This is a genomic window from Parahoeflea alexandrii, from assembly GCF_027214025.1.
Lineage (GTDB): Bacteria > Pseudomonadota > Alphaproteobacteria > Rhizobiales > Rhizobiaceae > Hoeflea > Hoeflea alexandrii_A.
Genome location: NZ_JAPWHB010000002.1, coordinates 536,677 through 563,059, shown reverse-complemented (window position 1 = coordinate 563,059; position 26,383 = coordinate 536,677). Strand labels below are relative to the sequence as shown.

Below are 26,383 nucleotides of genomic sequence, written 5' to 3'. Positions count from 1 at the left end.
TGAAGCACGAAACCGGAAAGGAGACCTGCCATGCCGCAGAGATCAATAACTGAGCCGACATCCGCAGATGCGATGACATCCGCGCTCTGGAGCGCGCTCGGCGGGACGCCGGAGATGCCCGGAAACGTTGAATTTACTGGCCGGGGCTCGCTGCCGTCGGTCTTTGCGGTGAGCAATTTCGCGGCGGCTTCCGTGGCGGCGGCGGGGCTGGCGCTCGCCGAATGGAGCGATGCGCGGTCCGGGCGGCGACCGTCCGTCGCCGTCGACCGGCGGCTGGCGTCACTGTGGTTCGGATTCTCGATCGCGCCGCAGGGCTGGGTGCTGCCGCCGGCCTGGGATCCGGTCGCCGGGGACTACGCCTCAGCCGACGGCTGGATCCGGCTGCACACCAACGCGCCTCACCACAGGGAGGCGGCGCTGAAGGTGCTGGGAACTGCGGCCGAACGCGATGCGGTGACAGCGGCGGTGGCGAAGTGGCGCGGCGACGAGCTGGAGGCCGCGATCGTTGCCGAAGGCGGCTGTGCGGCAGTGATGCGCAGCACTCAGGAATGGGCGGAGCACCCGCAGGGCCGGGCGGTGCTGGCGGAGCCGCTGATGCGGATGGAAACGCGGGATACTGCGGAGACGTTTGCCGGGGAATTCGATCCGGCGCAACCGCTCAAGGGGATCAGGGTCCTGGACCTGACCCGCGTGCTGGCCGGGCCGGTCGCGACACGGCTTCTCGCCGGGTTCGGAGCGGACGTGCTGCGGATCGATCCGCCATCCTGGGAGGAACCCGGCGTGGTTCCGGACGTGACGCCCGGCAAGCGCTGCGCCCGGCTCGACCTGAAGGACACGGCCGGGCGGGGGCGCTTCAAGGCGCTGCTTTCCGAAGCGGATGTGCTGGTGCATGGCTACCGGCCCGATGCGCTGGAGGCGCTGGGACTGGGAGCGGAAGTTCGCGCCGGTATTCGTCCCGGCCTGATCGACGTCTCGCACGACGCCTATGGCTGGAGCGGGCCGTGGGCCAACCGGCGCGGGTTTGACAGTCTGGTGCAGATGAGTTCCGGTATTGCCGAAGCGGGCATGGCCGCCGCCGGGGCCGACCGGCCGGTGCCGGTGCCGCTGCCGGTGCAGGCGCTCGACCACGGCACGGGCTACCTGCTCGCTGCCGCCGCAGTGCGCGGACTGACCCTTCGCCAGACACAGGGTACCGGTTCACGCTGGCGCACGTCGCTGGCACGGGTCGGCGGGTTTCTGGCAGCGCATCGCCAAGGCCCGGTTGCCGACCCGATCGGCAAGGCGGAGCCGGCCGATTATGCGCAAGACGTCGAACAGACCGATTGGGGGCTGGCGCTGCGGTTGAACTCGCCGCTGATGCTCGGCGACGCTGTGATGCGCTGGGACAGGCCTGCGGGAAAGCTGGGGCGGTCGCAGCCGGTCTGGTGAACGCTGCCGGACGCTCGCACAACGCGCCATAGGTGCGGGGTGGGCAACCCAGTGCCCATTGGGTCTTGCATGTGGGCAAGAAATTGCCACTATCGAACTCCGGACCTGCCCGGGATGGCTGAATTCCTGTAGAACAGGATCTGGCACGTTCGTTGCAGGCGGATACCCGCAAGTGAGTGCTGCGAAGCCGCGTGCTCGCCAATCAGAAAACAGTGGAGGAGATCCTTATGATCAACATCAACCGTAGAAGCCTTGTCACCCTTATGGCCGCGACAGCCATGAGCCTGTCGATGGCGCCCGCAAAGGCTTCCGAATTCGTCAACATCCTGACCGGCGGCACCTCGGGCGTCTATTATCCGCTCGGCGTCGGCCTGTCGAAGATCTATGCCGAGAAGATCGATGGCGTTCGCACCCAGGTGCAATCGACCAAGGCTTCGGTTGAAAACCTCAACCTCTTGCAGCAGGGCAAGGGCGAACTGGCGCTGGCGCTCGGCGATTCCGTCAAGCTCGCCTGGGAAGGCGACCCGGAAGCCGGTTTCAAGGCGCCGCTCGACAAGCTGCGCGGCATTGCGGCGGTCTACCCGAACTACATCCAGATCGTTGCCTCGAAGGAATCCGGCATCAGGAACTTCGCCGATCTGAACGGCAAGAGCCTGTCGGTGGGTGCTGCCAAGTCCGGCACCGAGCTCAACGCGCGCAAGATCTTCAGTGCTGCGGGCATGTCCTATGACGACCTGTCGAAGACCGAATACCTGCCGTTCGCGGAATCGGTCGAGCTGATCAAGAACCGCCAGCTGGATGCAACGCTGCAGTCGGCCGGTCTCGGCGTGTCGTCGATCAAGGACCTGTCGACCTCGATCGACATCCAGATGGTTGCCGTTCCCGAGGATGTGGTGAAGGCGCTTGGCGCACCCTACATCGCCGCAACCATTCCTGCCGGTACCTACAACGGCCAGGACGCTGATGTCAGCACCGTGGCCGTGGTCAACTTCCTCGTCACGCATTCCGATGTCAGCGACGAGCTTGCCTACCAGATGACCAAGCAGCTGTTCGAGAACCTTCCGGAACTCGAGGCCGCGCACAAGGCCGCAACCCAGATCAAACTGGAGAACGCGCTCAACGGCATGCCGCTGCCTCTGCATCCGGGCGCCGAGCGTTACTACAAGGAAAAAGGCCTGATGTAAGACCGGGCAAACCGGCTCGCATCATCATCTGACCGTGGTGGCCCCTGACGAAGGCGGCCGCCACGGGATTTCGTGTCTTGGGGAGGACATCGCATGCTTCACGACCAGACGCCGCATCAGGTTCCGGAAAACCAACCCGATCTCGGCCTGCACGATCCGCTGGCGGAGAGCTTTCCGGCGACACGTGAAGGGCGGTTGCTGTTCTGGCTGGCGCTGATCTTCTCGGTTTTCCAGATTGCCACGGCGGCCCATATCGTCGATTTTGCCAGCCAGGTGGTGCGGGCAATCCATGTCGGCTTCCTGATGCTGCTGACCTTCCCGCTGGTCGCCCTGGCCAGGAAATCCGGCCCGGCGGTGAAGCTGCTGGCCTGGATCATGGCCGGTCTTGGCGTCGTTGTCGCCTTCTATCAATGGTACGAATATACCGAACTGTTGCTGCGCGCGGGCGATCCGTTGACGCGCGACATCGTACTGGGCGTGATTGCTCTGGCCACGGTGTTTGCCGCCGCCTGGGTGATCATGGGGCCGGCGCTGCCGATCATTTCCGGGGCATTCCTGGCTTATTGCCTGTTCGGCGAATACCTGCCGGCGCCGTTCGATCACCGCGGCTATGATTTCGCCCAGGTGATCGACCACATGGCCTACGGCACGGAAGGCATCTACGGCATTCCGATCTTCGTGTCGTCGAGCTTCATCTTCCTGTTCATCCTGTTCGGCTCGTTTCTCGAGAAAGCCGGAATGATCCAGCTGTTCACCGACGTGTCGCTTGGGATGGTCGGCCACAAGCGCGGCGGTGCCGCCAAGGTCTCGGTGATCTCGTCGGGGCTGATGGGAACGATTTCCGGATCCGGCGTCGCCAATGTGGTGACCACCGGGCAGTTCACCATTCCGCTGATGAAGAAGTTCGGCTACCGCGCCGCCTTCGCCGGCGGCGTTGAATCGACCTCGTCGATGGGCGGTCAGCTGATGCCGCCGGTGATGGGGGCGGTGGCCTTCATCATGGCCGAGACGCTCGGCGTCGAATATTACGAGGTGGTGCAGGCGGCGATCATTCCGGCGGTGCTCTATTTCGCCTCCGCCTTCTGGATGGTGCATCTGGAAGCCGGCAAGCACAATCTCATCGGCCTTCCCAAGGATGAACTGCCGTCGCCGATGAAGGCGCTGAAAGCGCAGTGGTACCTGGTGCTGCCGCTGCTGATGCTGATCTACCTGCTGTTTTCGGGCTACACGCCGCTGTTTGCCGGTACGGTGGGATTGGCGCTGACGGTGCTGCTGATCCTTGGCGGTTCGATCGCGCTCGGACTGCCGCAAGGTGCGATCCGGGTGATCTTCTGGATCGGACTGGGACTGGTGGCGGCTGCCTTCCTGCAGTTCGGCATCATGGTGATCCTTTTGGCCGTGCTGGCGCTGATCGGCTGGAACGCGCTGTCGAAGGGTGGAAGAGAAACACTGGCGATCTGCCGGGATTCGCTGGCCGAAGGGGCCAAGACGGCGCTGCCGGTGGGTGTCGCCTGCGCCGTGGTCGGCATCATCATCGGCACCATGACGCTGACCGGTGCCGCCAACACGTTCGGGCAATTCATCGTCTCGGTGGGCGACAAGAGCCTGTTCCTGTCGCTGGTGCTGACGATGATCACCTGCATCGTGCTCGGCATGGGGATTCCGACGATCCCGAACTACATCATCACCTCGTCGATTGCGGGGCCGGCGCTGCTGGAACTGGGCGTGCCGCTGATCGTCAGCCACATGTTCGTGTTCTATTTCGGCATCCTCGCCGACCTGACGCCGCCAGTGGCGCTCGCCTGTTTTGCCGCAGCACCCATTGCCAAGGAGAACGGGCTGAAGATCTCGATGGAGGCGATCAAGGTGGCCGCCGCGGGCTTCGTCATTCCGTTCATGGCGGTCTACACGCCGGCGCTAATGCTGCAGGATGGCGGGCCGCTGGCGGCCGAGATCGGCTACGTGCCGGCGGTGATCTACATCGTCGCCAAGACGGCGCTGGCGATCGGGCTGTGGGGGGCTGCGGTGATCGGCTTCCTCGGCAGTCCGCTCGGCTGGCCGATGCGGGCTCTCGGGATGGTCGCGGCCTTTACCCTGATTGCCTCGCTGCCGCTGACCGACGAGATCGGCTTTGCGCTGGCGGCGCTGTTTGCCGGGCTCGCCTGGCGGCAAATGCGCGGCCGCGCGGCAGCGGCCTGAATGGCACTCGCGCTCTGTGTTGCGGCTGGCGGCAAGATGGTGGTGGTTGCGACCACGCTGTTTACGCTGTCGTGGACCCATTCGGTGGAAAAGACCGAATGGTCGGAGAGCTGGCAGGTGACAGCGCAGGGGCTTGAACTCACCGAGGCGCGGGTCAAGGGCTCGGGCGCGGGCATGGATCCGGGCGCTGGCGCAAGGCTTGAAGACGGCTGGTGGGTCTGGTCGCCCGAGATGCCGGCGGTCCCGCAGCTCAACCTTGCCTCCTCCGGCGCGACCGTGTCGGCCTGGAGGCTCTGCCACGAAGGTGAATGCATGGAGCTGGGCGCCACGGCGCAGGAGCCGGTACGGATATCTCCTTGCGAGCGCTGATGACCTGCCAGCGTTGAATTGTCGCTTGTTGCCGACGTGGCAGTGGTTCGCATCATGGTGTAGTGCAGCATTACACACTCCGATACCCCGGCAGGTTTGCTATGGTCCCGGGGATTCCCGGTTGGAAGAGGCAGCGACACGATGGGCAGGTTTTCATTTCCGATGGCGCAGGGGCGGGCTGAGGCGCTGGGAGAAATCCATGCGCGGCCATTTGCGCTGGTGGGAAAGTCACGCGTCATCTTTCAGCTGGCGTTCCTGACCGATGGCGGATCGGTGGTCGACCATGCGGTGCTTTCGGAACTGGCCCGGGCGCGCGGCCTGGCGACACCGGGGCGGGATGCGGCGCATTTTGCCATGGGCTGGGGGCAGGGCACCCTGCGCTGGGAACGGCACACGGAATTCTCGACCTATTTCTGGGATGCGCCGGCGCCGGCAAGCTTTGGCGACGGGCTCGATACGCATCCGTTCGGCGACCAGTTCTCGCCGCCCGGCAGCCTGATTGCCGGAGTGAGGCTGGAGGTGCGGCCCGATTCAGCGGCAACGCAAGCCGCACTCGACAGTTTCGACCCGACCAGCCTGTGCCTGAGCGATGTCAAGGACGGCCAGGCGCTGATCGCCACCGACTTCCGCCAGGACGGTGACGGGCTCACCCGCATCCTGGTGATCGACAAGGGCATGACCGATGCCGGCCGCGGCGCGGTGGTGCAGCGGCTTCTCGACATCGAGACCTACCGGACGCTTGCGGCGCTGGGGCTGTCGCTGGCGCGGTCGCTGTCGCCCGAGATGCGCCGGATCGAGGACGGGCTGACCAAGATCACACAAGGCATGAAGACCGGTGCGCGCGAGCATGCCGACACGCTGCTGGCCGACATCACCGCGCTTGCGGCCGAGCTCGAGGCCAATGCGGCACTCAGCCTCTACCGGTTCGGCGCAAGCCGCGCCTACTACAACATCGTGCGCGAGCGGATCGCCTCGCTGAATGAAACCGGGCAGCCCGGGTTCGAGACCATCGGAGCGTTCCTGGAAAAACGGCTGGCGCCGGCGATGCGCACCTGCCAGTCGATCGAGGAGCGGCAGGCGAACCTGTCACGCAAGCTGTCGCGCGCCACGGCGCTGCTCAGAAGCTGGATCGATGTCGAGCTCGAACGCCAGAACAGCGCGCTGCTGAGTTCGATGAACCGGCGCGTGAAGCTGCAACTGAGGATGCAGCAGACGGTCGAAGGCCTCTCGGTCGCGGCCATCTCCTATTACATCGTCGGGCTGTTCGGATACCTGGCCAAACCGCTCGACGGCTTGGGACTGCCGATCAAGGCCGGCACGTTGTCGGCGCTGTTCGTGCCGGTGGCGATCGGCTTTACCTGGATGGTGGTGCGCTCGATCCGCAAGCATCACGACATCGAAGACAGCAGCGAGGACGCGAACAAGTCGTAAAGCAGCCTGACGCGACCACACAAAAAAAATGCCGCCCCGGTGACGAGGCGGCTTGGTTTGTTTGAGCGGAAGGTGGATCAGAAATCCATGCCGGACGGCATTGCCGGGGCCGGCGCTTCCTTCTTCGGCTTTTCGGCGATCATGGCCTCGGTGGTGACCAGGAGGCCGGCGACGGACGCGGCGTCCTGCAGCGCGGTGCGCACCACCTTGGCGGGATCGATGACGCCCATCTTGAACAGGTCGCCATATTCGCCGGTCTGGGCGTTCCAGCCCCAGGCCCGGTCAGTCTTCTCGCGCAGCTTGCCGACAATGATCGAGCCTTCGGCGCCGGCGTTCTGGGCGATCTGGCGCACCGGCGCCTCGATGGCGCGGCGGACGATGTCGATACCGACGCGCTGGTCGTCATTGGCGGGCTTGAGGCCGTCGAGGGCTGCGACCGAGCGCAACAGCGCGACGCCGCCGCCGGGCAGGATGCCTTCCTCAACCGCGGCGCGGGTGGCGTGCAGGGCGTCGTCGACGCGGTCCTTCTTCTCCTTGACCTCGACCTCGGTGGAGCCGCCGACGCGGATCACGCCGACACCGCCGGCAAGCTTGGCCAGCCGCTCCTGCAGCTTCTCGCGATCATAGTCGGACGATGTTTCCTCGATCTGCGCCTTGATCTGGGCGATGCGGCCGTCGATCTCCTTACGTGCGCCGGCGCCGTCGATGATGGTGGTGTTTTCCTTCTCGATCGACACCTTCTTGGCGCGGCCGAGCATGTTCAGCGTCACGTTCTCGAGCTTGATGCCGAGATCCTCGGAGATCACCGAACCGCCGGTCAGGATGGCGATGTCCTCGAGCATGGCCTTGCGGCGGTCGCCGAAGCCCGGAGCCTTGACGGCGGCGATCTTGAGGCCGCCGCGCAGCTTGTTGACCACCAGGGTTGCGAGCGCCTCGCCCTCGACGTCTTCCGCCACGATCAGCAGCGGCTTGCCGGACTGGACCACGGCTTCGAGAACCGGGAGCATGGCCTGCAGGTTCGAGAGCTTCTTCTCGTGGATCAGCACATAGGGCTCTTCCAGTTCAACCCGCATCTTGTCCTGGTTGGTGATGAAGTACGGCGAGAGATAGCCGCGGTCGAACTGCATGCCCTCGACGACCTCGAGTTCGGTCTCGGCGGTCTTGGCTTCCTCGACGGTGATGACGCCGTCATTGCCGACCTTCTGCATGGCTTCGGCAAGGTAGCGGCCGATCTCGGTGTCGCCATTGGCGGAGATGGTTCCGACCTGGGCGATCTCGTCATTGTTGGAGATCTTGCGGGCGTTGGCCTTCAGATCAGCGACGATGGCATCGACGGCGAGGTCGATGCCGCGCTTGAGATCCATCGGGTTGAGGCCGGAGGCAACGGCCTTGGCGCCTTCCTTGACGATGGCCTGTGCGAGCACGGTCGCGGTGGTGGTGCCGTCGCCGGCCAGATCATTGGTCTTGGAGGCGACTTCGCGCAGCATCTGCGCGCCCATGTTCTCGAACTTGTCCTCGAGCTCGATTTCCTTGGCGACCGAGACGCCGTCCTTGGTGATGCGCGGCGCGCCGAAGGACTTGTCGATGACGACGTTGCGGCCCTTCGGACCCAGCGTCACCTTTACCGCATCGGCGAGAATGTCGACGCCGCGCAGCATCTTCTCGCGCGCGTCGCTGTGAAACCTGACTTCTTTTGCAGCCATTTTTCGTTCCTTTCAGTTTTCCCAATGTTTCCGGCAGTGATCAGGCGGCGGCCTTGACCGCGACGCCGGCTTCGAGGATGCCCATGACGTCGGATTCCTTCATGATCAGAAGGTCTTCGCCATCGAGCCGGATTTCCGTGCCGGACCATTTGCCGAAGAGCACGCGATCGCCCACCTTGACGTCGAGTGCTGTGATCTCGCCCTGCTCGTTGCGGGCGCCGGGACCGGTGGCGATGACTTCGCCTTCCTGCGGCTTTTCCTTGGCGGTGTCGGGAATGATGATGCCGCCCTTGGTGCGCTCGTCGCTTTCAACGCGGCGGACAAGGATACGGTCGTGCAAAGGTCGGAATTTCATGTTTTCCTCCTGGACAAACATTGTATTGGCTCCCATTCCGCCCGGAGCCGATGGCCTCCCGGCGGAAGCCAGGCCCTGAAAGCTCACGGCGCCTGGCGGCAGACGATTTGGTTTTTGAAAAAGCCGTTTTCAAGAGCCTGAATCGAAAAAATCAGCACTCATTTCAGTTGGCTGCTAACATATTGAATATTCATGGGAATGTTCGATTTTTCTTGCCAAATCAATTGTCGTTTGTTGTGATTTTCCCGTTGAAGAACAGGAGGTCCACAAGACAATGGTTTCACCTGAGTTCGAACGGCAGATGGAGGGTTACGGCCTGACCACCGCGCATATCTACTACCGGCTGCCCGATTTCCAGTCGCTGCTGCAAACCTTCATCTGGCAGGAGTACGATCTTGCACCGGAGTTTCCGGGAATGCGGAAGTTCCTCGATTTCTGGGAAGCCCGGCTGGACGGCAAGCTGCATTCGGTCCGCTATGCGCACCAGAAGCTGATCGGACCGAACGAGTGGCGGCGGGTGGACGGGGAAATCCTGCTCAACTGACACCCGCAAAGCGGGCAACGAGGCATGGGCGCAGGCGTCAGCCTTTAAGCGCCGCGCGCATGCCGGCCTCGCAGAAGCTGACCAGCTGATCGGCGAGCCGGTCCATGGCGGGCTGGTTGCCGGCAGCCGCCGATAGCGCCTCGATGCGCCATTGCGAGGTCGACAGCGACAGCATGGCCGACACCGAGAAGATGAAGCTCACCGCGATGGCCGACCGGTCGGCCTGCGGAAACAGTTTTACGATCTCGGCGATGAAGACGCCGGCTGTGGGGTCGAAACATCGCTCGGAGATCCGGTGCCAGCGGATGTCGGCAGAGACCATCGCCACAAGCCGCGCATAGGCGAGCCATTGCGGGTCGCCGGCGCCGGCCTTTTCGAGATAGGGGCGCAGGAAAGCCGAGAGCAGCGCTTTGAGCGTTGGCTTGGCGTCATGTGCTTTCAGCATTGACAGTGCATCTAGCCGCAATTGCGACAGTTCCTTGGCCCGCCGCTCGACAACCCGCTCGAACAGGGTTTCCTTGCCGACATGGTGAAAGCTGATGGAGGCGATCTGGGCGCCGGCGGCGCTGGCGATGTCGCGCACCGAGGCGCCGTCATAGCCGCGCTCGGCAAACAGCCGTTCGGCTGCATCGAGGATGGCAAGGCTGGTGGCCAGCGATCGTTTGGATACGGCGCGGCGGCGCGGCTGGTCGGCTCGGGCGGCGGCTGGTGACTCTTGGCTCATGATTCATCTTGCCTTGTTTTGAACGATCGTTCAATAATGAGTCGAGGAAGAAATCCACTGAAGCCAGGGAGGGGGACAGTTGGACAAGAGAGTTGAAACGGCTGCGCAGGATGCGGCTGGCGCGGAAGATTTACGCAACCATTATGCCTTGATCGGCGCGGGCCCGATGGGGCTGGCGATGGCCAAGACGCTGATCGAACAGGGGATCCCGTTCCGGGGTTTCGAGCTGCATTCCGATGTCGGCGGGCTGTGGGACATCGACGGGCCGAAATCGACCATGTACGAGACAGCGCACCTGATCTCGTCGAAGACGATGACCGAGTTCACGGATTTCCCGATGGATACCACGGTGGCGGAGTACCCGTCGCACCGCGAGCTCAAGGACTATTTCCGCCGGTTCGCCAAACATTTCGGGATCTACGATCACTATCGATTCGGCGCGGAAGTGCTGTCGGCGGAACCGCTCGGCAAGTCCGGCGAGGGCTGGCGGGTGACCTGGCGTGAAGCCGACGGCACCGAGCACGCGGCGCAGTTTGCCGGGGTGCTGATCGCCAACGGCACCCTGTCGGAGCCGAACATGCCCGAATTCAAGGGACATTTTTCCGGCGAACTGATGCATTCGAGCGCCTACCGCGACCCGGAGGTGTTCAAGGGCAAGCGGGTGCTGATCATCGGCGCTGGCAATTCGGGCTGCGACATTGCGGTCGATGCCATACATCACGGCAAGGCTTGCGATATCTCGATGCGGCGCGGCTACTACTTCGTGCCGAAATACGTGTTCGGCCGGCCCGCCGACACGATGGGGGGCAAGATCAAGCTGCCGATGTGGCTCAAGCGCCGGGTCGACGGCATGATCCTGAAATGGTTTGTCGGAGACCCGTCCAAATACGGGTTTCCGAAGCCGGACTACGCGCTTTACGAATCCCATCCGGTGGTCAATTCGCTGATCCTGTTTCATGCCGGGCATGGCGATATCACGGTGCGGCCGGATATCGACCGGTTCGAGGGCAACACGGTTCATTTCAAGGACGGGACGCAGGCCGACTACGATCTGATCCTGGCGGCCACCGGCTACAAGCTGCATTATCCGTTCATCGACAAGGCGCTTCTGAGCTGGCAGGGCGATGCGCCGCACCTGTTCCTCAACTGCCTGCACCCCGAGCGTGACGACCTGTTCGTGCTTGGGATGGTGGAGGCTTCCGGGCTCGGCTGGCAGGGACGGCACGAGCAGGCCGAGATGGTGGCGCGCTACATTGCCGGGCTGAAGAACGGCAAGATGGCGGCCAAGGCGCTGCGCGAGGAAAAGGCGGCGGGATTCAAGCGCGCCACCGGCGGCATGAACTATATCGACCTGCCTCGGATGGCCTATTATGTCGACAAGGCCACCTACCGCAATGCTGTGACAAGCTGGATTGCAGCCCTGAAAGGTGATGGCAAGTGACCGATATCGACTCCATAAGGCTGAATTTCAGCCCCGAAAGCCTGATGCTGCTCAATGCCATCCTGGCGATCGTCATGTTCTCGATCGCGCTCGACCTGAAACCATCGGATTTCCGGGCGCTGGTACGGATGCCGAAGGCCCTGCTGACCGGCATGGTGTCGCAATTCCTGGTGCTGCCGGCACTGACATTCGGGATGCTGCTGGTCACCAACCCGAAGCCGTCGATCGCGCTGGGGCTGATCCTGGTGGCGGCCTGTCCGGGCGGTAACATTTCCAACTTCATCACTCACCGCGCGGGCGGAAACTCGGCGCTGTCGGTGTCGATGACCGGGATTGCCACGGTTGCGGCGATCGTGATGACTCCATTCAACGTCGCGTTCTGGGGCAATCTCTACGAGCCGACCCGGGCGATCCTGCGGCAGACGACGCTCGATCCGGTGTCGATCGCGATCACCGTGTTCTTCATGCTGATCCTGCCGCTGATGCTCGGGATCCTGGTCAATGTCCGGCGGCCGGATTTCGCCGCGCGGATCCGCAAGACGATGCAGCGGATCTCGATGGCGATCTTCATCGGCTTCATCGTGCTGGCGCTGGCGGCGAACTGGAGTTTCTTCCTGTCCTATGCCGGCGCGGTCGCGGGGCTGGTGATCCTGCACAATTCGCTGGCGCTTGCCGGCGGCTACCTGTCGGCGAGTGTGATGCGATTGTCCGATTATGACCGCCGGGCGATCACCATCGAAACCGGCATCCAGAATTCGGGCCTCGGCCTGGTGTTGATCTTCGCCTTCTTCGGCGGGCTTGGCGGCATGGCCGTGGCGGCAGCATTCTGGGGCATCTGGCATGCCATTTCCGGGTTGGCGCTGGCGGCAGTCTGGTCGCGCCGGGAGGCGCGCCGATGAGCCGTGTGCTGGTGACTGGCGCTGCCGGAGCCGTAGGCCAGGTGCTGGTCAGCGAACTGGCGGCGGCCGGGGTGGAGACGCTTGCAACCGACATTCGCAGGCATGAGGATATGCCCGACGGTGTCGGGTTCATGAAGCTCGATGTGCGCGGCAATGACGCAAAGCGCGTCATCAGCGGCTTCAAGCCGGACGTGATCGTGCATCTGGCCTCGATCGTTTCGCCGTCGCGCGGCATGACCCGGGAGTTCGCCCATGATGTCGATGTGAAGGGTACGCGCAACGTGCTCGATGCCGCCATCAACCACGGTGTGAAGCGCCTGGTGGTGACCTCGTCGGGGGCGGCCTACGGCTATCACGCGGACAATCCGGTGCCGCTCCGCGAAAGCGATCCGGTGCGGGGCAACCCCGAGTTTCCCTATTCGGACCACAAGCGGCAGGTCGAGGAAATGCTGGCCGAGGCGCGCGCCTCGCATCCCGGTCTCGAGCAGGTTGTGCTCAGGGTCGGCACGGTGCTGGGAGCCGGGCTTGAAAACCAGATCACCGAGCTGTTTCACCGGCCGAAGCTGATCGCGGTCAAGGGATCGGACAGCCCGTTCGTGTTCATCTGGACCCGCGATCTGGCCAGGATCCTGATGCGTGCGGCGGGCGAGGGGCCGGCGGGGATCTTCAATGTCTGCGGGGACGGGGCGCTGTCGGTTCACGATCTTGCAAAAGCGCTCGGCAAACCGGTGATGGCGCTGCCTGCCTGGGTGCTGAAGGCGGCGCTCGGCATCGCGCGGCCGCTGGGCCTGTCGCGCTACGGGCCGGAGCAGGTCCGGTTCCTGCAATACCGCCCGGTGCTCGACAACACGGCGCTGAAAACCGTGTTCGGCTATACGCCTGAACTCACCAGCGCCGAGACGTTCGATCTGTGGCGCAAGGCGGCGGGACTGTGAGCCGCGTCGCTGTGATTACCGGCGGCGCCGGCGGGCTGGGGCAGGCGTTCATGCGCCAGCTTCTCGAGGAAGGCTGGCGCGTAGTGCTGATCGATCTGCCTCGCGGCCTTGCGGCGCTGGCTGCAAACGACCGGGTCGAGCAGGTTGCCTGCGACCTGACCGACGAAGCCGCGCTGGCTTCGATCTGCGCCGCGATCTCTGAGCGGCATCCGGCGATCGATCTCGTCATCCACAATGCCGGCGTCACGCAGATCGGGCTGTTTGACGAAACCACGCTCGCCTCGCAAAAGCTGGTGATGGAGATCAACTATTTCGGCTCGGTGCGGGTGGCGGCAGGCCTGCTCAAGGCGGTGCGGGCGGGACGGGGAACGCATCTGGCGGTCTCCTCGGTGGCGGGCTTCGCGCCGCTTTACAAGCGGACCGCCTACGCGGCGAGCAAGCATGCGCTCAACGGCTTCTTCTCGTCGCTTACCTCGGAAGAGGCGCAATACGGGGTCAGGGTGGTGATCGCGGCGCCTTCCTTCGTTGCCACCAATCCCGGGCGGCTCGATGCCTCGGCGGACGGCATCGGCAGGCCGGGGGCGGCAACGGACGGCTTCGACGAGATGAGCCCGGACCAGGCCGCCCGGATCATCCTCGATGGCTGGCGGCTGGGACGGAGCTTCATTCCCGTCGGCCGGGTGGCAAGCCTGAGCTGGCGCATCAACCGGCTTTCGCCGCGCCTCTACAGCTGGCTGATGATGCGGAAAATCCGGCCGTAGCGCATTCGGGCCACAGCATCCTTGAAACCGGATCGATCCGCCTCTGCCTTGATGGAGGGCAGGGGAGAAAGGCGGTCCGCGAAATTATTAAATCAATCGATTGATTTAATTTTCAGGTAGCGCTAGGATCTGGCCAAAGCAACCCGTGGAAAACGCCGTGTCCCAAGCCGCCAAACCCTCGCCCAACGCCGCGAAAGCCGGAGACCAGACGCGTGCCGCGCTGCTGATGGCCGGTGTCCGGCTGTTCGGGACGAAAGGGTTCGAAGCCACCTCGACGCGGGAGATCGCGGCTGCGGCGGACGCCAATATCGCTTCCATCGCCTACCATTTCGGCGGCAAGGAGGGCTTGCGGCTGGCGTGCGCGGAAATGGTGGGCAGCCGGATCCAGTCTGTCGTCGGTCCGGCGCTCGGCGCGATCGATCCGAAAGGGGATCCGGGAAAAGCGCAGGAAGCCTTCGAGCGCGTCATCATGGGGGTGACCGATTTCATGCTCGGACAGGTCGAGGCCCGCGACATCGCCGGGTTCATGGTGCGTGAACTGGGTGCCGCCGGCGCGGTCTTCGACAGGGTCTATACCGATTTCATCCTGCCGGTGCATCGCAGTCTATGCGTGCTTCTGGGGCTGGCCACCGGCCAGGATCCGGAAAGTGACCTGATCCGCATTGGCACCTTCAGCATTGCGGGTCAGGTCGTCTATTTCCGCATCGGGCATGCCATCGTCGCCCGGCGGATGGACTGGAAAACCGTCGGTCCGGAGGAGGTCGGCGCCATCAAGGCGGTGATCCTGGCCAATATCCGTGCATTTGTCGAAACCAACAGAAAACAGGAATGATGATGTCCTTCATTTGCGCCGTACCCGTCATTGCCAGCCTGATCTGGGCCTGCACCGGCGCCGGTCCGCTGGCTGTCGGCTACGTCGAGGGCGAATATGTGCTTGTCGCCCCCATCGAGACCGCGCAGGTTGTCGACCTTGCGGTCCGGCGCGGCGACAGGGTCACGGCGGGCGAGCCCCTGGCCAGGCTCGAGCGGCGCGACGCCGAAATCGCCGTTGCCCAGGCCGCGGGCGGGCTGGCGCTGGCGGAGAGGCAACTGGCCAACCTGCAGGAGGGGCGGCGTCCCGAAGAGATCGCCAGTATCGAGGCTTCGCTGAGTTCGGCCAAGGCACAGGAAGCCGAAGCAGAGCGGGTGCTGCAGCGCCAGTCGGATCTGCTGGCGCAGGGGATTTCCACCCAGGCTGCCTATGATTCCGCCTCCACCGCGGTCGAACTCAACCGCGCCAAGGTGGCCGAGCTCGAAGCCAACCTGGCGGTCGCCAGGCTTCCGGCGCGCGAAAACGAGATCAAGGCGGCGCAGGCCGCGGTCGACCAGGCCGGCGCGGTCCTCGAATCCGCCGAGTGGCGGCTTTCCAAGCGGGTGCTGTCGATCCCGCAGCCAGGTGTGGTCTCCGACATCATCCGTAACGCCGGCGAAGTGGCCGGTCCGCAGGCGCCGGTGCTCTCGGTGCTGCCCGACGGCGCGCTCAAGCTCAGGGTCTACGTGCCGGAGACGGCGCTTTCCTCGATCCGGGTGGGCGCGAGCCTTGTGGTGCGATGCGATGGCTGCGGCGAGGGGATGCGGGCGACCGTCAGCTACATCTCGCCCGATCCGGAGTTCACCCCGCCGGTGATCTATTCGCTCGAGAACCGCCAGAAGCTGGTCTACCTGGTCGAAGCGCGGCCCGACAGCGATGCCTGGGCGCTGACGCCGGGACAGATCGTCGATGTCGACCTTGCGGGGAGCGGACAGTGAACGCCATCGAGGTTCACGGGCTGGTCAAGCGCTTCGGCGACAAGACCGTCGTCGATCACGTCTCGATGTCGGTGGCCGAGGGCGAGATCGCGGGTTTCCTGGGGCCGAACGGATCGGGCAAGACCACGACAATCCGCGTCATGTGCGGGCTTTTGACACCCGACGAGGGCGAAGGGCGGGTGCTCGGCCATGACATCCGCACCGACGGGCAGCGGATCAAGCGGGAAGTCGGCTACATGACACAGAGGTTCTCGTTTTACGAAGACCTGTCGATCGAGGAAAACCTCACCTTCGTCGCCCGGCTCTACGATCTCGATCCGGTCTCCGCCGTGGTGCGCGACACGCTGGAGGATCTCGGGCTGTTTTCGCGGCGCAGGCAACTGGCCGGAACGCTTTCGGGCGGCTGGAAGCAGCGGCTGGCGCTGGCCGCCTGCATCATGCACAAGCCGAAGCTGCTGCTGCTCGACGAGCCGACGGCCGGGGTCGACCCGAAGGCGCGGCGCGAGTTCTGGGACGAGATCCATATGCGCGCCAGCGCCGGGCTGACCGTTCTGGTGTCGACGCACTACATGGACGAGGCGGAACGCTGCCACCGGATCCATTACATCTCCTATGGCAAACTGCTGGCCAGCGGCACGGTGCCGGAGGTGATCCGCGATGCGGCGCTCACCACCTTCGTGCTCGAGGGCGGCCGGATCACAGAGGCAGCCAGGATGCTGCAGGGCATGGAGGGCGTCGACCAGGTGGCGCCGTTCGGGCTGACGCTGCACGTGGTGGGACAGGACAGGGCGACCCTCGCGGCGGCGATCGCAAAGGTGGCCGAAACAACCGGGGTGGCCTACCGCGAGGGCGCCACCAGCCTGGAGGATGTGTTCATCCAGTTCATGGGCAAATCGACGGACAACATGTCATGAGCTCCATCTTCTCGTTTCGCAGGCTGATGGCGATCATTGCCAAGGAAAGCATCCAGATGCGACGCGACCGGATCACCTTCGCGATGATGCTGGGGGTGCCGCTGATGCAGCTGGTGCTGTTCGGCTTCGCCATCAACAATGATCCGAAGGGCCTGCCGGCGGCGCTGGTGACCACCAGCCAGGACCATTACACCCGCGCCATGGTTTCGGCGATGGAGAACACCGGCTACTACCGGTTCGATCATGTGGTGGCGAGCGCCGAGGAGGCCGACCGGCTGATCCAGTCGGGTGTGGTTTCCTTTGTCGTTACTGTGCCGTCGGATTTTGCCCGGCGGGTGGAGCGCGGCGATCATCCGCAGATCCTGATCGAGGCCGATGCGACCGATCCGTCTGTGGCCTCCGGCGCGATTTCGACGCTCGGGACCGTTGCGGCGCAGGCGCTGTTGCGCGAGCAATCGGCCGAGGCGCTGGCCGCCCGGCAATCGACGGCAGCGCTCGAAGTGGTGGTTCACCAGCTCTACAATCCGGAAGGCATCACCCAGTATAACATCGTCCCGGGCCTGCTTGGGGTGATCCTGCAGCTGACCATGGTGATGATGACCTCGATGGCGCTGACGCGGGAGACCGAGCGCGGCACAATGGAGAACCTGCTCGCCATGCCGGCGAGCCCGCTGGAGATCATGCTCGGCAAGGTGCTGCCGTTCCTGGTGGTCGGCGGGGTGCAGGTGGTGGTGGTGCTGGTGGCGGCCAAATCGCTGTTCGGCGTGCCGTTTGTCGGCTCGCTCTGGCTGCTCCTGATCAGCATCCTGATCTTCGTGCTGGCGCTGGTGCTCCTGGGCTACGCATTCTCCACGCTGGCGCGGACCCAGATGCAGGCGATGCAGCTCACCTTCTTCTTCTTCCTGCCGTCGCTGCTGCTGTCTGGGTTCATGTTCCCGTTTCGCGGCATGCCGGGCTGGGCGCAGACGCTTGGCGAGATCTTCCCGCTGACGCATTTCCTGAGGATCATCCGCGCGGTCATGCTCAAGGGCGCCGATCTGCAGGGGGTGGCGACGCCGCTTGCCGCGCTCTTGGTCTTCGTCGCGGTCTACATGCTGCTGGCGCTGATGCGCTTCCGCCGCACGCTCGACTAGGATGCCGCGGCAGCGTTGAAGAGGGAGAGGATGTAGATCGGCTTGACGATGTTTTTGAGGGGCATGCCGAGCGCGACGCTTCCGATAGACGGACGGGGTAGTCTCAGTAAGGCATTCCTTGAGGGATTAGTGAGTGTCTTGGAGGCGGCTGGACGGCCTGGAGGCCGGGGTGGGCGTGTTTGCCAACGGGATCGAGATCCGGGCTTCGAGCCCCCCGAGAGAAGCGGTCGCCAGTTCGAGCCGGCCGCCGAAGGATTCGACGATGTCGCCGGAGATGGACAGTCCCAGACCAGCGCCGGTTGTCGACTGGTCCAGCCGGCGGGGTGGCTCTACGACCCCGGCCATGCTGTCCGGGCTCATGCCGGGGCCGTCATCGGCGATCCGGATGACTACCGCATCGGGCGATGCCACCGCGTCGACAAGGACGCGCGTGCGCGCAAACCGGACCGCGTTCTCGGCCAGGTTTCCGATCAGTTCGTTGAGATCATCGGGATCGACGGGGACTGCCAGGTTCGGAGGGACAGTGCAGTCCAGTGTGAGGTCTTCTCCCTCCGGCGTTCGCTTGAGCGCCCGCAGGATCCCGTCGACGACTGGCTTGAGCGGCGTGCGATCCTGGCTGCGGCCATGCCGCAACCGCGCACGGGCAAGCTCGCGTTGAATGTGACGGCGCATGCTCTCGGTCAATTCGGAAATGTCATCGGCAATTTCGGCCTCGCCCCTCGCGCGCAGGCGCTCGACATCGGAGACGAGCGCCGATAGCGGTGTCTTGAGGCCGTGCGCCAGATTGGCGGCGCGGTCGCGCGCGCGGCTGATGGCCTGGTCCTGGGCGTCGAGCAGGGCGTTTACTTCCTCGACGAGAGGCGCCACTTCGCGGGGCACGCGGTCGGCGGCGAGGCGTCTTGAGGCCCCGGTCCGGATCGCTGTCACGCCTTCGAGCACCCGGTAGACGGGCTTCAGGCCTTCGCCGATCTGCAGCAGGAAGCCGAGCAGGAGAACCATGCCAAGGATGGCGAGCACCGGGGCCAGATCGCGCGAGAAACCTGCCGCAAGAGTGCTGATCTCGGCCCGGTCGATGGCCACGGCGACCCGCAACCGGTGATCGCCGTCGGAGGCGGAAACCAGCAGCAGGATTTCATGGACAAGCAGGGTGGAGCCCTGCGGACCGGCGATCTCGTGGACATGGGTCTCGCCCGGGACCAGCCTGTCGCCGGGGATATCGAGATAGGTGTCCCACAGCGACCGCGATTTCAGCTGCCTCTGCGTGGTTTCATCGTCGACCTGCCAGTAAAGCCCTCCGAAGATCGCCTGGAATCGGGGGTCGACCGGCTCGCGGCCGAGCGAGAGCTCCGAGTTTTCGTCAATGCGCAAGCCGCCGGTGAGCTGGTTCAAGTGGGTGTCGAGTTCCTGGCCGACACGGCGCTCGAGGTGGCGCGAGAACAGCGCGGACAGGCTGAGGCCGGTCACCAGCAGGGCGGCAGCGACAACGATGGCGGCGTAGGCAAACAGCCTGAACCTGAGGGAGGCGCCGGCCTTCACGACGTCCCGTCCGGCTCGTTGACGATGTAGCCGAAGCCGCGGCGTGTCTCGATGAGTGCTGTGGGCAGCTTGCGCCTGACCCGGCCGACCAGCACTTCGACGGCATTGGACTCGCGCTCGAAATGCACCGATTGCAGATGCTCGGAGAGTTCCTGCTGCGGGACCACGCGGCCCTTGTGCAGCATCAGATAGGCGACGAGACGATATTCCTGCGGCGACAAGCTGACCGGGACGCCGCGGACGGTGAGCCGCATCTGCCGCGTGTCGAGTTCGGTCTCGCCGACGGTGACGACCGGGCTCGCCTGGCCGCCGGAGCGGCGGATGATGGCGCGCAGCCGGGCGATCAGTTCCTCCATGCGGAAAGGTTTGGGCAGGTAGTCGTCGGCGCCCGCGTCGATGCCTTCCACGCGTTCGGCCCATGCGCCGCGGGCGGTCAGAACCAGCACGGGGAAATCGCGGCCCTCGGCGCGCCAGCGCTTGAGCACGCTCAGGCCGTCCATGCCCGGGAGGCCCAGGTCCAGAACGGCAGCGGCGTAGGTTTCGGTGTCGCCCAGGAACCAGCCTTCCTCGCCGTTGGCCTCTGCGTCGATGACAAAGCCCGCCGCCTCGAGTGCGGTGGTGACATCCTGTCGGATACGTTGGTCGTCTTCGACTAGCAAGATGCGCATGGGATCAGTCGTCGGCTTCGAAGCTGATGATTCTGGCCGTGCGGGCGTCGACCTCGTATTCGAGGCGGCGTCCGCTGCGGTCGAGAACATAGATCTCGTAGATCGGGTTTCGCTTCGAATTCTCGAACTCGATCTCCAATATCTTGCCGTCAATCTGCGGCTTCACCCGTTTGAGGATGTCCGACAATTGCAGGATCTCACCCTTCCTTACCGCGGCATCGATTTCGTCGCGTTGACGATGATCATCGTCGGCAAGGACGGCAACCGGCGCCTGCGCGAGCGTCGCGATCAGCAAGAAGCGATATATCATAGGGTTCATGTCTGCAGCATCGCTGTTCGAAAATGACAAAACGCTGACAGACCCGATCAGCGGATTGTCATGATGGCTCTGCGACAAAGCCAGCGTCAACGGCCAGAAGGCCAGACTGCTTTATCAATGGAGACACACAATGAAAACACCGCTTATCGCCGCAGTCCTGTTCACGGCCATTGCCCCGGCCGCAGCGTTGGCCTCGCAGGACTGCCCGAATGTTCCCCGCGACCAGTGGATGAGCGATGCCGCCATCACGGAGAAGGCCAAGGGCATGGGCTACGACGTCCGCTCGATCAAGGCCGAAGACGGTTGCCTGGAAGCCTATGCGATCGACAAGGACGGCAAGCGCGTCGAGGTCTACTTCCATCCTGGCACCGGTGACGTGGTCCGGGTCAAGGGTGACGACTGATGGTCACGGCGAAGGCCGCGATGGAAACCGGCGACATCCAGTCGCCGGCGACCATCCGGGTGTGGGACCCGCTGGTCAGGATCTTCCACTGGTCGCTCGTCGGCCTGTTCACTTTCGCCTTTCTCACCGGCGATGAATGGCAGAAGCCACATGAGACCGCAGGCTACATCATTGCCGGGCTGATCGGCTTTCGGGTGATCTGGGGTTTCGTCGGGTCGCGGCACGCGCGGTTTGCATCGTTCATCTACAGGCCGTCAACAGTGGCCGGGTTCATCGGTGACACGATCAGGATGAAGGCCCGGCGCTATCTCGGACACAATCCGGCGGGTGGAGCGATGGTAATTGCCCTGCTGCTTGTTCTCGCCGCCATCTCGCTCTCCGGCTTCCTGATGACCACCAATGCCTATTGGGGGGTGGAATGGGTCGAGGAGTTGCACGAGGCATCGGCCTTTGCCGCTCTCGGCCTGATCGGACTGCATGTCGGCGGCGTCATCGTCGCGGGCTTCGAGCATGGCGAGAACCTCGTCCGCGCCATGGTCACCGGCCGCAAACGCGCCCCCGGACCCGACGATATCGCCTGAGCGTTCTCACGTCCCCCTCGACGCTTGGGCCGACCTGCCAGCTGCCGCCGCGCTGGCAGGTCTTTTTGTGTCTTTCTGCGGGCCGCTTCCGGCTGCCACCGGACGCTCGACCACGGATGTGAACCTTCCTATCGGAGTCCGTGCCGAAAACCGGGTCGCGGCAGACCCGATGTCTTGTGTCTGTTGCACCGCTGGGGCAAGTTCGCTGCCATCCGGGTCCGCAGCCCGCGCTTCGCCGGGCCGGTCCAAGCCCGTCTGAAGCCGTGTCAACGGCTGCGGCCCAGCCAAGCGTCATTGGAGTGTCTGAATGGATCTGATCGAAAACCGCACCGTCGATGAAATCGCCCTCGGTGACCGGGCCGAAATCGAACGGGTGCTGACCCGTCCCGACATTGCGATGTTCGCGACCGTTTCAGCCGACGTCAATCCGGCGAGCCTGGAGGAGGGCGGCGCGGAAGGTACGGAACTCGAACAGGGCATCGTGCACGGCATGTGGGCCGGCGCGCTGATTTCGGCGGTGCTGGCCACACGGCTGCCCGGACCCGGGACCGAGCATCTGGGGCAGACGCTGAAATTCCACCGGGCGGTCAATGTCGGCGACCGCATCATCGTTCGCGTCGAAGTCACCGGTATCGACAAGGGTACGGGGCAAGTCAGGCTCGATTGCAGCTGCCTCGATGCGCAAGGCGAGACGATCGTGTCAGGCCAGGCCGAGGTGCGGGCGCCACGAGCCAAGATCCGCCGGCGCATCGCCCGCATGCCGGTTACCCACCTCAAGGCGCCGGGCGTGCGCTTCGGCGCGCTGGTCGAACGCGCAAGGGCGCTCGATCCGCTGCTGACGGCCATCGTTCACCCCTGCGATGCGCTCAGCCTCGGCGGGGCGATCGCCGCGCGCGACGAGGGCATGATCACGCCAGTGCTGGTCGGGCCCAGGGCCAAGATCGAGGCCGCGGCGGAAGCCGCGGGGCTTGATCTCGCCGGGCTCGAGATTGTTGACGCGGCGCACAGCCATGCGGCGGCGGAAGTGGCCGTGGCGCTGGTGCACGAGGGCCGCGCCGGCGCGCTGATGAAGGGCAAGCTGCACACCGACGAACTTCTGGTGGCCGTCCTCGACAAGGACAAGGGCTTGCGGACCGAGCGGCGGCTCTCCCATGTCTTCGCGCTCGACGTGCCGGGACAGGACCGGACGCTGTTTGTCACCGATGCGGCGATCAACATCTCGCCCGATCTGGAAGCGCTGAAGGACATCGTCCAGAACGCCATAGATCTGGCCATCGCCATCGGCGTGGAAGTGCCGCTGGTGGCGCTGCTCTCGGCTGTCGAAACGGTAACCGGCAAGCTGCCCTCGACGCTGCTCGCCGCCGCGATCTGCAAGATGCACGACCGCGGCCAGATCACGGGCGGCAAGGTCGACGGGCCGCTGGCCTTCGACAACGCGATCTCGCCTGCCGCCGTCGCCGCCAAGGGCATCATCTCCGACGTGGCGGGCCGTGCCGACATCCTGGTCACGCCCAATCTCGAGAGCGGCAACATGATCGCCAAGCAGCTCATCCACCTGGCCGGTGCATCCTCCGCCGGCATCGCGCTTGGCGCCCGCGTGCCGATCATGCTGACCAGCCGCTCGGACACGGTGGACGCGCGGATCGTGTCTGCGGCGCTGGCCAAGGTGTTCTATCACTGGCGGCGGCTCAGGCCGCTGGGATTAGGCTAGGGGATTCGCGACAGCAGATCTGGTAGCGCCCTGAGGTTTTCAATCTGTCTGAAACGCTCATGGTCCACTGGCGCTTCGACATGTTCGAGCGACCAGGTGAGGGCATGGGGAACAAAAATGCCCCATGCGCCAAGCTCGAGGACCGGAACGATGTCCGACTTGAGCGAGTTGCCGACCATGGCCGTGCTGTGCGGCTCGGCGCCCATCCGGGTGAAAATCCGCCGGTAGACCGCGGCGTTCTTGTCCGGGACGATTTCGATGGTGTCAAATTTTTCGGCCAGGCCGGACTGGGCAATCTTCCGTTCCTGATCGAACAGGTCGCCCTTCGTAATAAGTAGCAAGGTGTAGCGTCCCGCGAGTGCGTCGAGCACGTCACCTGCCCCTTCCAGCAGTTCGATCGGGTGTCCGAGAAGGTCGCGGCCGATCGCGAGGATCTTTGAGATAGATTCGGTCGGAACCTGTCCGTCGGTGACTTCGATCGCGGTCTCGATCATCGACAGAACGAAACCCTTGATGCCGAACCCGTAGGTATTCAGGTTGCGCTTCTGAGCAGCCAGCAAACGCTCCGAAAGATGGTCACCGTCCGCATGATCGGACAGGAGTGCGCGGAACTCCTGCTCGGTCAGACGATAGAACTGCTCGTTTTCCCAAAGTGTGTCGTCAGCATCAAAGGCAATGGTCTGGAGCATGCCGAAATTCCAGATGAAACATGCTTACAAGATAGGCCCAAAGCCATCACCGCATCAACAGCACCGGCGCCTTGCAGGAGCGGAGCATTTCCGAGGTGGTCGAGCCCAGCACAAAGGCGCGGATGCGGGAGTGGCCGTAGGCGCCCATGGCGACAAGACAGGAGCCATGCTCCTCGACGCGCTTGCCCAGCACCTCGTCGGGCTGGCCTGAGAGAATGGTGGTCTCGGTGGCGAGGCCGGCGCCGGTGAGGATGGCCTTGGCATCCTCGAGCGCCTTTTCGGTTTCGCGGTTGCGCTGGCCGACGGTGACGAGATCGATCTTGAGGCCTGCAAACAGCTTGTTGCGGGCGATGTGGTCGACCACGCGCTGGCTCGATGCTCCGCCGTCATAGGCGATGATCGCGGTGTCGATCGGCTTGAAGGCGCGGGAGGCGACGAAGACCGGCTTGTGGCTTGCGCGGATGAAGCGCTCGAGATGGGCGCCGAGCCTCAGGCTGGCGAAATCGGCTTCCTCGCCGCGTTTGCCGACCATGAGCATGCTGGCAGGGCCTTCCTGCTCGATCACGGTGTCGACGATTTCGCCCATGCGCAGGTGAGCGCCTGCAACTTTCCCGCCCGCGGCCTCGATGATGGCGCGCGCATCGTCGAGAATGGCGCGGCCCTTCTGGCTCAACAGCTTGGCGCGCTGCTCGTCGAGCGATGACAGCTCCTCCAGCAGCGCGGTGCGGGCGCCGAGCGCAATCGAGCCCGAGAGATCGGATTTGCCCGTACCCGGCTGGCGATCGAGCACGTGCAGCAGGTCGACTTCGGCATCCATCCGCGCCGCCGCCCAGGCGGCATGGTCGCAGACGCTTTTCGAATAGATGGACCCGTCAACGAGGGCCAAAAGGATGTTGGTCATGATCAGGTCCTCCTCTAGAGCGCCGTGCGTCCTCTTGGACGCACAAAGGTCGCTCTATTTCTATGAATCTAGGGCATCTTATCTGCATCAGGCGATTCCGCCTTATGCAGGATGCACTAGTGGGTCATCAGCTGGTCCATGGCGCCGGGCTTGTCGTGGATAGCCAGCCGGTCGACGATGGTTTCCGATGCTTCGTTCATGCCGATGATCTCCACTTCGGCGCCGTCGCGGCGGAATTTCAAGACCGCCATGTCGAGGGCTGCGACGCTTGAAATGTCCCAGATGTGGGCGCGGGAGACGTCGATGACGACCTTCTCCAGCACTTCGCGGAAATCGAAGGCCTTCATGAAGTCTTCGGCGGAAGCGAAGAACAATTGCCCCTCGACGATGTAGGTGCGGGTGCGGCCGTCTTCGGAGAGCGTCGAGCGGACGCCGAAGAGCTGCGCGATCTTCCAGGCGAAGAACAGGCCCGAGAGCAGCACGCCGACCAGCACGCCGATGGCGAGATTGTGGGTGAAGACCACGAACAGCACGGTGGCCAGCATCACCACCGAAGAGGAACGCGGATGGGTGCGCAAGCTCTTGATCGAGGACCAGGAGAAGGTGCCGATCGAGACCATGATCATGATCGCCACCAGGGCCGCCATCGGGATCCTTGCAACGGAATCGCCCAGTACGACGATGAAGAACAGGAGCATGGAGCCGGCGACGAAGGTCGACAGGCGTCCGCGGCCGCCGGATTTCACGTTGATGATCGACTGGCCGATCATGGCGCAGCCGGCCATGCCCCCGATGAAGCCGGTGGCGGTGTTGGCGATGCCCTGGCCGACGCATTCCATGTTGCGGTTGGACGAGGTGTCGGTGAGATCGTCGACGATCGACTGGGTCATCAGCGATTCAAGCAGGCCGACGGCGGCGACCGCGACCGAATAGGGCAGGATGATCCACAGCGTTTCGAGGTTGAGCGGGATGACGGGGATCAGGAACACCGGCAAGGTGTCGGGCAGGGCGCCCATGTCGCCGACGGTCCTGAGGTCGAAGCCGAAGAACCAGGTAATCGCGGTGAGCACCACGATGGTGACCAGCGGCGAGGGGATGGCGGTGGTGATCAGCGGAAACAGGTAGATGATGGCAAGACCTGCCGCGACCATGACATAGGTGAGCCAGGGCACGCCGATGAGCTCGGGCAATTGCGCCATGAAGATCAGGATCGCCAGCGCGTTGACGAAGCCGGTCATCACCGATTTCGAGACGAAGCGCATGACGTAGCCGAGCCGGGCAATGCCGGCGGCTATCTGGATCAAGCCGGCGAGCACGGTGGCGGCGAGCAGGTATTCAAGCCCGTGCTCCTTGACCAGCGTGACCATCAGCACGGCAGTCGCCGCGGTTGCCGCCGAGATCATGCCGGGACGGCCGCCGACGATTGCCGTGATCACCGCAATCGAGAACGAGGCATAGAGGCCGACCTTTGGGTCGACGCCGGCGATGATCGAAAACGCGATGGCTTCCGGAATCAGGGCAAGGGCGACGACGAGGCCCGAGAGAATGTCGCCGCGGATGTTGCCGGTCCATTGCGACGCATAGCTGTTGAACGAGATCATGGAGAGTTGGCGTCCTGTCCGGTGAAGGGATGGTTCGGTGATGCTGTGCTTGCAGGAGCGGGCCAATGCGCTAGCGATATCGGGCCCGGCGGTCCTGCGTCCTGCAGGGAAAATGATCCGAGTGAGGATCAGCGAGAGTGCCGCCTCGATACAGGCATAAGCCGTC

26 protein-coding genes are annotated in these 26,383 nt (G+C 64.2%); 17 read left to right on the top strand and 9 right to left on the bottom strand.

Translation table 11 applies throughout. From position 1 onward, the window contains the following. Positions 1 to 30 precede the first annotated feature (30 nt). The 5 genes from O4H62_RS08875 to O4H62_RS08855 all read left to right on the top strand — a co-directional run bounded on the left by O4H62_RS08875 (position 31) and on the right by O4H62_RS08855 (position 6,611). Complete coding sequence (locus O4H62_RS08875; RefSeq protein ID WP_269387122.1) at positions 31 to 1,428, top strand: CoA transferase; 1,398 nt, start codon at positions 31 to 33, stop codon at positions 1,426 to 1,428. A 227-nt stretch (positions 1,429 to 1,655) separates the two neighbouring features. Continuing rightward, a complete protein-coding gene (locus O4H62_RS08870; protein WP_269387121.1) occupies positions 1,656 to 2,612 on the top strand; it encodes a TAXI family TRAP transporter solute-binding subunit in 957 nt (318 codons plus the stop codon). Between the two features lie 93 nt (positions 2,613 to 2,705). Further along, positions 2,706 to 4,811: a TRAP transporter permease gene (locus O4H62_RS08865; RefSeq protein ID WP_269387119.1), complete on the top strand. Its 2,106-nt coding sequence runs from the start codon at positions 2,706 to 2,708 to the stop codon at positions 4,809 to 4,811. Further along, positions 4,812 to 5,180, top strand: a complete 369-nt coding sequence (locus O4H62_RS08860) for a DUF1850 domain-containing protein (protein ID WP_269387117.1) — start codon at positions 4,812 to 4,814, stop codon at positions 5,178 to 5,180. A 141-nt stretch (positions 5,181 to 5,321) separates the two neighbouring features. Then, entirely contained in the window at positions 5,322 to 6,611 is a 1,290-nt protein-coding gene (locus O4H62_RS08855; RefSeq protein WP_269387115.1) for a DUF3422 family protein, read from the top strand. Positions 6,612 to 6,688: 77 nt separating this feature from the next. On the opposite strand, the gene groL is transcribed toward O4H62_RS08855, so the two are convergent. Next, positions 6,689 to 8,314 carry a chaperonin GroEL gene (gene groL, locus O4H62_RS08850; protein WP_269387113.1) on the bottom strand — a complete coding sequence of 542 codons (1,626 nt, stop codon included), beginning with the start codon at positions 8,312 to 8,314 and terminating at the stop codon, positions 6,689 to 6,691. A 40-nt stretch (positions 8,315 to 8,354) separates the two neighbouring features. Continuing rightward, positions 8,355 to 8,669 (bottom strand): co-chaperone GroES, encoded by a 315-nt coding sequence (locus O4H62_RS08845; RefSeq protein WP_269387111.1) that lies wholly within the window; start codon positions 8,667 to 8,669, stop codon positions 8,355 to 8,357. A 274-nt stretch (positions 8,670 to 8,943) separates the two neighbouring features. Here O4H62_RS08845 and O4H62_RS08840 point away from each other — a divergent pair, with 274 nt between their 5' ends. After that, positions 8,944 to 9,213, top strand: coding sequence for an usg protein (locus tag O4H62_RS08840; protein ID WP_269387109.1), 270 nt, complete (start codon positions 8,944 to 8,946; stop codon positions 9,211 to 9,213). Between the two features lie 37 nt (positions 9,214 to 9,250). On the opposite strand, the gene O4H62_RS08835 is transcribed toward O4H62_RS08840, so the two are convergent. Then, positions 9,251 to 9,937 (bottom strand): TetR family transcriptional regulator, encoded by a 687-nt coding sequence (locus O4H62_RS08835; RefSeq protein ID WP_269387107.1) that lies wholly within the window; start codon positions 9,935 to 9,937, stop codon positions 9,251 to 9,253. A gap of 79 nt (positions 9,938 to 10,016) precedes the next feature. Here O4H62_RS08835 and O4H62_RS08830 point away from each other — a divergent pair, with 79 nt between their 5' ends. The 8 genes from O4H62_RS08830 to O4H62_RS08795 all read left to right on the top strand — a co-directional run bounded on the left by O4H62_RS08830 (position 10,017) and on the right by O4H62_RS08795 (position 17,808). After that, positions 10,017 to 11,378: a flavin-containing monooxygenase gene (locus O4H62_RS08830; RefSeq protein ID WP_269387104.1), complete on the top strand. Its 1,362-nt coding sequence runs from the start codon at positions 10,017 to 10,019 to the stop codon at positions 11,376 to 11,378. Further along, entirely contained in the window at positions 11,375 to 12,277 is a 903-nt protein-coding gene (locus tag O4H62_RS08825) for a bile acid:sodium symporter family protein (protein ID WP_269387103.1), read from the top strand. The genes O4H62_RS08830 and O4H62_RS08825 overlap by 4 nt, the downstream gene beginning before the upstream one ends. Then, positions 12,274 to 13,212, top strand: coding sequence for an SDR family oxidoreductase (locus O4H62_RS08820; RefSeq protein WP_269387102.1), 939 nt, complete (start codon positions 12,274 to 12,276; stop codon positions 13,210 to 13,212). The genes O4H62_RS08825 and O4H62_RS08820 overlap by 4 nt, the downstream gene beginning before the upstream one ends. Beyond that, positions 13,209 to 13,973, top strand: coding sequence for an SDR family NAD(P)-dependent oxidoreductase (locus O4H62_RS08815; RefSeq protein WP_269387100.1), 765 nt, complete (start codon positions 13,209 to 13,211; stop codon positions 13,971 to 13,973). The genes O4H62_RS08820 and O4H62_RS08815 overlap by 4 nt, the downstream gene beginning before the upstream one ends. 157 nt (positions 13,974 to 14,130) lie before the next feature. Next, positions 14,131 to 14,805 carry a CerR family C-terminal domain-containing protein gene (locus O4H62_RS08810; protein ID WP_269387098.1) on the top strand — a complete coding sequence of 225 codons (675 nt, stop codon included), beginning with the start codon at positions 14,131 to 14,133 and terminating at the stop codon, positions 14,803 to 14,805. A 2-nt stretch (positions 14,806 to 14,807) separates the two neighbouring features. After that, positions 14,808 to 15,761, top strand: coding sequence for an HlyD family secretion protein (locus O4H62_RS08805; protein WP_269387566.1), 954 nt, complete (start codon positions 14,808 to 14,810; stop codon positions 15,759 to 15,761). Continuing rightward, positions 15,758 to 16,675 carry an ABC transporter ATP-binding protein gene (locus O4H62_RS08800; protein WP_269387097.1) on the top strand — a complete coding sequence of 306 codons (918 nt, stop codon included), beginning with the start codon at positions 15,758 to 15,760 and terminating at the stop codon, positions 16,673 to 16,675. Before O4H62_RS08805 ends, O4H62_RS08800 begins: the two co-directional genes overlap by 4 nt. Then, positions 16,672 to 17,808: an ABC transporter permease gene (locus O4H62_RS08795; protein WP_269387095.1), complete on the top strand. Its 1,137-nt coding sequence runs from the start codon at positions 16,672 to 16,674 to the stop codon at positions 17,806 to 17,808. The genes O4H62_RS08800 and O4H62_RS08795 overlap by 4 nt, the downstream gene beginning before the upstream one ends. Before the next feature lie 126 nt (positions 17,809 to 17,934). Here O4H62_RS08795 and O4H62_RS08790 read toward each other — a convergent pair whose 3' ends face one another. Genes O4H62_RS08790 through O4H62_RS08780 form a run of 3 tightly spaced genes read right to left on the bottom strand, consistent with a single transcriptional unit; the run spans position 17,935 to position 20,331 of the window. Next, entirely contained in the window at positions 17,935 to 19,344 is a 1,410-nt protein-coding gene (locus O4H62_RS08790; RefSeq protein ID WP_269387093.1) for a sensor histidine kinase, read from the bottom strand. Continuing rightward, a complete protein-coding gene (locus tag O4H62_RS08785; RefSeq protein WP_269387092.1) occupies positions 19,341 to 20,012 on the bottom strand; it encodes a response regulator transcription factor in 672 nt (223 codons plus the stop codon). Before O4H62_RS08785 ends, O4H62_RS08790 begins: the two co-directional genes overlap by 4 nt. A gap of 4 nt (positions 20,013 to 20,016) precedes the next feature. Then, positions 20,017 to 20,331 carry a PepSY domain-containing protein gene (locus O4H62_RS08780; RefSeq protein WP_269387091.1) on the bottom strand — a complete coding sequence of 105 codons (315 nt, stop codon included), beginning with the start codon at positions 20,329 to 20,331 and terminating at the stop codon, positions 20,017 to 20,019. Between the two features lie 130 nt (positions 20,332 to 20,461). Between O4H62_RS08780 and O4H62_RS08775 the strand changes: the two genes are divergently transcribed. The 3 genes from O4H62_RS08775 (at position 20,462) to O4H62_RS08765 (ending at position 23,026) form a co-directional block, all read left to right on the top strand. Then, positions 20,462 to 20,734 (top strand): PepSY domain-containing protein, encoded by a 273-nt coding sequence (locus O4H62_RS08775; protein ID WP_269387089.1) that lies wholly within the window; start codon positions 20,462 to 20,464, stop codon positions 20,732 to 20,734. After that, positions 20,734 to 21,315 (top strand): cytochrome b/b6 domain-containing protein, encoded by a 582-nt coding sequence (locus tag O4H62_RS08770; protein WP_269387087.1) that lies wholly within the window; start codon positions 20,734 to 20,736, stop codon positions 21,313 to 21,315. The genes O4H62_RS08775 and O4H62_RS08770 overlap by 1 nt, the downstream gene beginning before the upstream one ends. Before the next feature lie 307 nt (positions 21,316 to 21,622). Beyond that, positions 21,623 to 23,026, top strand: a complete 1,404-nt coding sequence (locus O4H62_RS08765) for a bifunctional enoyl-CoA hydratase/phosphate acetyltransferase (RefSeq protein ID WP_269387085.1) — start codon at positions 21,623 to 21,625, stop codon at positions 23,024 to 23,026. Here the strand turns inward: O4H62_RS08765 and O4H62_RS08760 are convergent. The 3 genes from O4H62_RS08760 to O4H62_RS08750 form a co-directional block, all read right to left on the bottom strand. Next, a complete protein-coding gene (locus tag O4H62_RS08760) occupies positions 23,023 to 23,715 on the bottom strand; it encodes an HAD family hydrolase (protein ID WP_269387083.1) in 693 nt (230 codons plus the stop codon). The genes O4H62_RS08765 and O4H62_RS08760 overlap by 4 nt on opposite strands. A 46-nt stretch (positions 23,716 to 23,761) precedes the next feature. Next, a complete protein-coding gene (locus O4H62_RS08755; RefSeq protein ID WP_269387081.1) occupies positions 23,762 to 24,616 on the bottom strand; it encodes a universal stress protein in 855 nt (284 codons plus the stop codon). Positions 24,617 to 24,732: 116 nt separating this feature from the next. Then, on the bottom strand, positions 24,733 to 26,217 hold the full coding sequence (locus O4H62_RS08750) for a SulP family inorganic anion transporter (protein WP_269387080.1): 1,485 nt from the start codon (positions 26,215 to 26,217) through the stop codon (positions 24,733 to 24,735). Positions 26,218 to 26,383 lie beyond the last annotated feature (166 nt).

Coding starts and splice junctions, on each gene's coding strand:
- O4H62_RS08795 (WP_269387095.1), top strand. CDS start 16,672: ATGAGCTCCATCTTCTCGTTTCGCAGGCTGATGGCGATCATTGCCAAG.
- O4H62_RS08870 (WP_269387121.1), top strand. CDS start 1,656: ATGATCAACATCAACCGTAGAAGCCTTGTCACCCTTATGGCCGCGACA.
- O4H62_RS08865 (WP_269387119.1), top strand. CDS start 2,706: ATGCTTCACGACCAGACGCCGCATCAGGTTCCGGAAAACCAACCCGAT.
- O4H62_RS08835 (WP_269387107.1), bottom strand. CDS start 9,937: ATGAGCCAAGAGTCACCAGCCGCCGCCCGAGCCGACCAGCCGCGCCGC.
- O4H62_RS08770 (WP_269387087.1), top strand. CDS start 20,734: ATGGTCACGGCGAAGGCCGCGATGGAAACCGGCGACATCCAGTCGCCG.
- O4H62_RS08860 (WP_269387117.1), top strand. CDS start 4,812: ATGGCACTCGCGCTCTGTGTTGCGGCTGGCGGCAAGATGGTGGTGGTT.
- O4H62_RS08760 (WP_269387083.1), bottom strand. CDS start 23,715: ATGCTCCAGACCATTGCCTTTGATGCTGACGACACACTTTGGGAAAAC.
- groL (WP_269387113.1), bottom strand. CDS start 8,314: ATGGCTGCAAAAGAAGTCAGGTTTCACAGCGACGCGCGCGAGAAGATG.
- O4H62_RS08805 (WP_269387566.1), top strand. CDS start 14,808: ATGTCCTTCATTTGCGCCGTACCCGTCATTGCCAGCCTGATCTGGGCC.
- O4H62_RS08780 (WP_269387091.1), bottom strand. CDS start 20,331: ATGAACCCTATGATATATCGCTTCTTGCTGATCGCGACGCTCGCGCAG.
- O4H62_RS08845 (WP_269387111.1), bottom strand. CDS start 8,669: ATGAAATTCCGACCTTTGCACGACCGTATCCTTGTCCGCCGCGTTGAA.
- O4H62_RS08840 (WP_269387109.1), top strand. CDS start 8,944: ATGGTTTCACCTGAGTTCGAACGGCAGATGGAGGGTTACGGCCTGACC.
- O4H62_RS08775 (WP_269387089.1), top strand. CDS start 20,462: ATGAAAACACCGCTTATCGCCGCAGTCCTGTTCACGGCCATTGCCCCG.
- O4H62_RS08755 (WP_269387081.1), bottom strand. CDS start 24,616: ATGACCAACATCCTTTTGGCCCTCGTTGACGGGTCCATCTATTCGAAA.
- O4H62_RS08875 (WP_269387122.1), top strand. CDS start 31: ATGCCGCAGAGATCAATAACTGAGCCGACATCCGCAGATGCGATGACA.
- O4H62_RS08765 (WP_269387085.1), top strand. CDS start 21,623: ATGGATCTGATCGAAAACCGCACCGTCGATGAAATCGCCCTCGGTGAC.
- O4H62_RS08750 (WP_269387080.1), bottom strand. CDS start 26,217: ATGATCTCGTTCAACAGCTATGCGTCGCAATGGACCGGCAACATCCGC.
- O4H62_RS08785 (WP_269387092.1), bottom strand. CDS start 20,012: ATGCGCATCTTGCTAGTCGAAGACGACCAACGTATCCGACAGGATGTC.
- O4H62_RS08855 (WP_269387115.1), top strand. CDS start 5,322: ATGGGCAGGTTTTCATTTCCGATGGCGCAGGGGCGGGCTGAGGCGCTG.
- O4H62_RS08820 (WP_269387102.1), top strand. CDS start 12,274: ATGAGCCGTGTGCTGGTGACTGGCGCTGCCGGAGCCGTAGGCCAGGTG.